The organism is Novilysobacter selenitireducens (genome assembly GCF_020026895.1).
GTDB classification, from domain to species: domain Bacteria; phylum Pseudomonadota; class Gammaproteobacteria; order Xanthomonadales; family Xanthomonadaceae; genus Lysobacter_C; species Lysobacter_C selenitireducens.
Map to the genome: position 1 here is coordinate 366,877 of NZ_JAINZW010000004.1, position 6,000 is coordinate 372,876.

Here is a 6,000-nt window from a genome sequence, read left to right on the forward strand (position 1 = left end):
CAGTTTTGCAATAGCCCGTCGAGGGAAGGCGGCCTTGCAAGTCCCGTAGATGGAGGCGGACTCACAATTCCCGTCATTCCCTCGAGGCGGGAATCCATGGATGTTGATATTCAGAATCCGTGCGAGATGGCCAAGAGCGGTGTCCATGGATTCCCGCTTTCGCGGGAATGACGGCTGAGGAGGTTCTCGCCGAAGCGGCAGGAAACGAGGAGCTCGGGCGCGGCAAGGGCCGGCGTCACGCCGCCGCCGTTGCGACATCAGGGTGAGCCCGCCGCCGCCACGCCTTGTAAGCCTCCATGACCGCCAGCGGCACCAGCGCCGCCGCCGAGAGCGACAACCCGGTCACCAGCGACACGCCGTCCAGCCCCAGCACCGCTCGCAGTGGCGGGACGGCCAGCACCAGCATCTGGAGCGCCTGCGTGCCGAGGATGGCGGCCATCAACAGGCGGTTGTCGCGCAGCGGGATGCGAAACGCCGATCGGCGCTCGGAGCGGCAGTTGAGGCAGTGCGCGTTCTCGCACCACACCAGCAGCCAAAGCACCAGGCCCTGCGCCACGGGGTGGGCGATGCCCTGGTCAAGCGCCCACGCATACAACCCGAACGAGAGCGCGGCCATCGTTGCGCCGCCCAGCAGCACCTGCTCGATCATCGGCCGGTCGAAGATGGGCGCGTTGGCCGCGCGCGGCGGTTGGGCCAGTGCGTCGGGTTCGCCCTTCTCGAAGGCGAGTGCCACGTCCTGCATGCCGTTGGTCACCAGGTTGAGCCACAGCAGTTGCACCGCCGTCAGTGGCGGCGGCAGGCCGGTGAGGGTGGCGCACAGCATCAGCATGATCTCGGCCGCGCCGGTGGAGATCACCAGCGCGATGACCTTGCGCAGGTTGCCGTAGGCGGTGCGGCCTTCCTCCACGCCGGCCACGATCGAGGCGAAGTTGTCGTCCGTCAGCACCAGGTCGGCGGCGTCGCGCGCTACGTCCGTACCGCCGCGACCCATTGCTACGCCAATGTCGGCTGCGTGCAGCGCGGGTGCGTCGTTGACACCGTCGCCGGTCACCGCCACGACGTGGCCTGCCGACTGCAGCGCCCGCACGATCGCCTGCTTCTGCATCGGCTCGGTGCGCGCGAACACGTCCACGTCCGCCAGTGCATTGCCATCGGGCATGGATGGCTGCCACGGCATCCTGGTCGCCACGCGCGGCGTTCCATCGGCCAGGCCGAGCGAGGCGGCAATCGCCTGGGCGGTGCGCGGGTGGTCACCGGTCACCATCACCACGCGGATACCGGCCATGCGCGCCCGGTGCACCGCATCGCGCGCCTCCGGGCGGAGCGGGTCGATCAGCCCGGCGAGCCCTTCCAGACGCAGGCCCTGCAGCGCGGCTTCGCCCGGTTCCTCCGCGGGCCCGCTGGCCACGGCCAGCACCCGGTAGCCCGCGGCTGTCATCGCGTCCACGGCGGCGGCCGCGTCCGGAGTCGTGTTCGTGCAGCGCGGCAGGATCGCCTCGGGGGCGCCCTTGGCGAACGCATGCAGGCCGTCGGGTAGCGGCCGGAACGCGGCGGCCAGTCGCAGCGCCGGTTCGAACGGGATGCGCGCCACCGCCGGCCCGTCGGCGAGCGTCGGCCCGTCCAGACCCAGGTCGAGCGCGGCATCGATGAAGGCCAGGTCCACCGCGTCGCCGGTGACGCCGCACTCGCCGCGCGTGGCGGGTTCGCTGGCGCGGCAGCCGGCGTCCAGCAGCGGGCGCGCGCGCGGGTCGCCGGCGGGCAGGGCGCCCGTGCCGGGCCTCCACACCTGCTCCAGCGTCAGCCGGTTGAGCGTCAGCGTGCCGGTCTTGTCGGTGGCAATCAGCGTGCACGCGCCCAGGCCTTCAACCGCGGGCAGGTGACGCACCAGCACGTTGCGCCGGGCCATGCGGTGGGTGGCGATGGACAGCGCTACCGTCATCGCCACCGGCAGGCCCTCGGGGATGGCCGAGACCGCCAGCGCGACCGCGAGCAGGAACACCTGTCCGGCATCGACCCCGCGCCCCAGCTCGGTGGCCACCAGCAGCGCGATCAACACCAGCGCCAGCGCGCCCACCTGCCGCGTGAACCGCGCCATCCGCCGTACCAGCGGTGGCGGCGTGGGCGGCGTCTCCAGCGCGGCGGCCATGTGGCCCATGCGGGTGTGGCGACCGGTGGCGGTGACCACGCCACGCGCGCGTCCCACCTGCACGTTGGTGCCGGCGTGCAGCATGGTCGCGCGGTCGCCCAGTGGTGCATCGACGGGCACCGCAACGCCGGCATGCTTGCGCACCGACGCCGACTCGCCGGTCAGCAGGCTTTCGTCCACCAGCAGGTGCTCGGCGTGCAGCAGGCGGCTGTCGGCGGGCACGCGCTGCCCGCTTTCCAGCTCGACCACGTCGCCGGGCACCAGCGCCTCGGCCGGCAGCGCGGTGCGCTGTCCATCGCGCCACGCCACGGCCTGCCCGCCCAGCAGCGCCAGCAACGCGCGCGAGTGCACTTCCGCGCGCCACTCCTGCACGCTGCCGATGGTGGCGTTCAGCGCCAGCACCACCAGGATGAAACCCGCGTCCAGCGCCCGGCCCAGCGCGAACGACACCGCTGCGGCCGCCAGCAGCAGGTAGATGAAAGGGCTGCGGAACTGCCCGATCACCACGCCCGCCAGCGAGCGTCGTCGCGGCGGCGGCAAACGGTTGGGCCCGTACCGCAGCAGCCGGCGCTCGGCTTCCGCCGTGTCCAGCCCGGCCTCGTGCGCAGCGAGGATGCGCAGCACCTCGGCTGCCGGCAACGCGTGCGCCTGCAGGCCGTCGTCAGGCGCGCTGCGGGCCGGCGACGCTGGACGCATCGCGCGCCTACAACCCCGACGGCCAGGTGTCGGGCAGTTCCGGGTGCTGCCAGTGGCGGCCGATGTCGAACGGCTCCAGCGCCGTGGTTTCGTCCAGGTGGAACATCACGTCGAACTGCCGCGACAGTCGCGCGTCGAAGTAGTGGCTCTGCCGCTCGGTCTCCGGCCGGTACACCACGCCGATGGCGCGCTCGGGCAGGGCGGGGGCCAGGGATTCGCGCAGGTCCGGGTGCTGCAGGTCCAGGTAGAAGCGGTCGCGGCGCGCGGCGTGCATCAGGTGCTCAATGCTCCCGGGAGGGGCGGGTCGCACCCATCGCCGCTCGGCCGGTTCGTCCCAGTCGCGCGCCGCCGTCACGTGGCCGGTGTAGGTGGTGAAGCCGACCAGCAACGCGTTGTCGGCGCCGGCCTGCTCGCGCACCAGCTGACCGACGTTCCACTCCCCCCGCTCGCCCATGGCCGTGGCGCGGGCGTCCCCCAGGTGCGAGTTGTGCGCCCACACCACGATGCGTCCGGCACGACCCTGTCGGTGCAGATGCTTTCGCAGGGCGAACAGCGTCTCGACCATGTGCGCGTCGCGCAGGTTCCAGGTGTGCACGTGGCCGCCGAACATCTCGCGGTAGTAGCGCTCGGCGTTGAGCACGACGTGTGCATTCCGCTCGGCATGGAAAAGCGCCTCGGCCGCCTCGCGCCCGTCGGATTCAAGGTACTGCGGCGCGCGCGACAGGAGCGACACCAGCAAGGCGACGGCCCCTTCGCGGCAGTCCGGGCGCAGGCCGCGCGCGCTTTCCCATGCGTAGTCCTGCGGGCGCTCGATGTGATCCAGACACGCGTACACGTGCCGCGCGAGCCGCGCCTGCTCGGGGTCGACACCCTCCAGGTAGCCGATCACGGCCTCGGCTGAGCGGTAAAGGCTGTAGACGTCCATCCCGTAGACGCCCACGCGGTCCACCACGGAGCGCGCCGCGTTGTGGCCGTGCAGCCAATCGATGAACTCGCGCACCCGCGTGTTGCGCCACATCCAGGTCGGGAAGCGCTGGAAATCGCCGAACGCCCCGTCCAGCGTGTCTGCCGACTGCCCCCGCACGTAACCATCCAGCCGCAGCGTGTCAGGCCAGTCGCCTTCCACCGCAACCGCGTCGAAGCCCAGCTCCTCCAGCAGGCGCCGGGTGATGGCCGCCCGCAGCCCGTAGAACTCGTCGGTGCCGTGGCTGGCCTCGCCCAGCAGGACGAAGCAGCGGCCACGTGCGCGCTCGATCAGCGCGTCGAAGTCCCGTGGCGACTCGTCCAGCACCTGGGCGGCGTCATGGATGCGCTGTTCGGCGGTAGCGGCAGTGCGGTGCATGGGGCCTCCGTGCCTGCTGGAACGGGGCCGATGCTGGCGCGCGGCCGTTGACGATGGGTTGATGCAGGTCAATCCGCCGTGGTGCGGGCGGGTGCAGCCTCACCACAGGCCACGCCGTGGAGGGCACCGCAATGGAAGCCGGACTGCCGTTTGCCGACCGCAACGAAGCCGCCAGCCGGCTGGTGTGGGCGCTGCAGGGCTACAAGGGCACGCGGCCGCTGGTGCTGGCCATCCCGCGCGGCGCCGTGCCGATGGGCCGGCTGATCGCCGACGCGCTGGACGGCGAGCTGGACGTGGTGCTGGTGCGCAAGCTGGGCTCGCCCGACAACCCGGAGTTCGCCATCGGCGCCGTCGACGAGGACGGCCACGTCATGCTGGACGATGAAGCCGCCCGCTGGTCCGGCGCGAGCCCGGCCTACGTGCGCATGGAAGCGGACCGCCAATGGGAGCTGATCCGCGAGCGTCGGCAAGCCTGGTGCGGCGGCCAGCGTGGCATCGACCCCGCCGGACGCACCGTCATCGTGGTCGACGACGGCTTGGCTACCGGTGCCACCATGCTCTCGGCGCTGCGGTCGCTGCGCGCGCACAAACCCGCGCGGCTGGTGTGCGCGGTGCCGGTGGGTTCGCGCGATGCCCTGCGTGCCGTGCACGCGTTATGCGACGAGGTGGTGTGCCTGCATGCGCCACGGCCGTTCGGCGCGGTGGGCATGTACTACCAGCACTTCGAAAGCGTCCACGACAGCGAAGTGCTCAAGGCATTGGACCGCAGCGCGCACCCGCACGTCGCCGGGCCGCCGCCGTCGTACGCGGTGCATGTCGATGCCGGGGACGCGCGGTTGGACGGCGAGCTGGTCGCCCCGGCTGCGCCGCGCGGTCTGGTGGTGTTCGCCCACGGCAGCGGCAGCAGCCGCCACAGCCCGCGTAACCAGTACGTTGCCCATGCCCTGCAGCGGCGCGGCTACGCCACGTTGCTGTTCGACCTGCTCACGCCCGCCGAGGACCGCGACCCGCGCGTGCGCTTCGACATCCCGCTGCTGACCCGCCGCCTGCAGGCCGCCGTCGACTGGGCGTGGCTGGAGGCCGACCGCCACCAGCCCATGGCCCTGTTCGGCGCCAGCACCGGCGCCGCCGCCGCGCTCGGCGTGGCAGCGGCACGGCCCGACATCATCAAGGCGGTCATCTCACGCGGCGGCCGCCCCGACCTGGCCGGCCCGCAAACGCTGTCCCAGGTGCAGAGCCCCGTGCTGTTGATCGTCGGAGGCGCCGACACCGACGTGCTCCGCCTCAACCAGGCCGCGCGCCAGTACCTGCGCGGCCCCAGCGAACTGGCGCTGGTGCCGGGTGCAACTCACCTGTTCGAGGAGGCGGGGGCTTTAGAGCAGGTGGCGGTGAGGGCAGGGGAGTGGTTGGATCGGGTGTTGGGAGCGAGGCTGGAGGTCGCTCGTTCCGCATGAGGCGGACGCGATCCGTCTGGCGTATCGCTCGCACTTGGGGACAGCGAGATAACACTGCGGACGTGCCGTGATAAAACGTATCACTGCAAATGTGCCGCCTTTGCCGGGGAGGGCGGGGCTGGAGAGAATTGTGGAGATGGGGCAACTGCTTGTTCGGCCTAACGTTTTCGGGCGCTTGTTCGGAAGCGACCTTGATCTCCATGTCCTTTAACACCCCGTTTTTGGGGTCTACTTAGTGTTAGGCCGCACAAGAGCCTTCGCCGCAGATTAATTTCATAGCTTGGAGTCATCGTGTCCGCACCAGCTCGCGCCGGCATCTTCATCTACGCCAAAGACCCTGATCGCCTTTCTGGCTTCTACCA

3 protein-coding genes are annotated in these 6,000 nt (G+C 71.0%); 1 reads left to right on the forward strand and 2 read right to left on the reverse strand.

The annotated features are described in order from the left end of the window. Positions 1 to 235: 235 nt before the first annotated feature. Both K6753_RS10890 and K6753_RS10895 read right to left on the reverse strand, forming a co-directional pair. On the reverse strand, positions 236 to 2,842 hold the full coding sequence (locus K6753_RS10890; protein WP_223676459.1) for a cation-translocating P-type ATPase: 2,607 nt from the start codon (positions 2,840 to 2,842) through the stop codon (positions 236 to 238). Between the two features lie 7 nt (positions 2,843 to 2,849). Continuing rightward, positions 2,850 to 4,184 carry an erythromycin esterase family protein gene (locus K6753_RS10895; RefSeq protein ID WP_223676460.1) on the reverse strand — a complete coding sequence of 445 codons (1,335 nt, stop codon included), beginning with the start codon at positions 4,182 to 4,184 and terminating at the stop codon, positions 2,850 to 2,852. A 131-nt stretch (positions 4,185 to 4,315) separates the two neighbouring features. Here K6753_RS10895 and K6753_RS10900 point away from each other — a divergent pair, with 131 nt between their 5' ends. Continuing rightward, positions 4,316 to 5,638, forward strand: coding sequence for an alpha/beta fold hydrolase (locus K6753_RS10900; RefSeq protein WP_223676461.1), 1,323 nt, complete (start codon positions 4,316 to 4,318; stop codon positions 5,636 to 5,638). Positions 5,639 to 6,000: the final 362 nt, after the last annotated feature.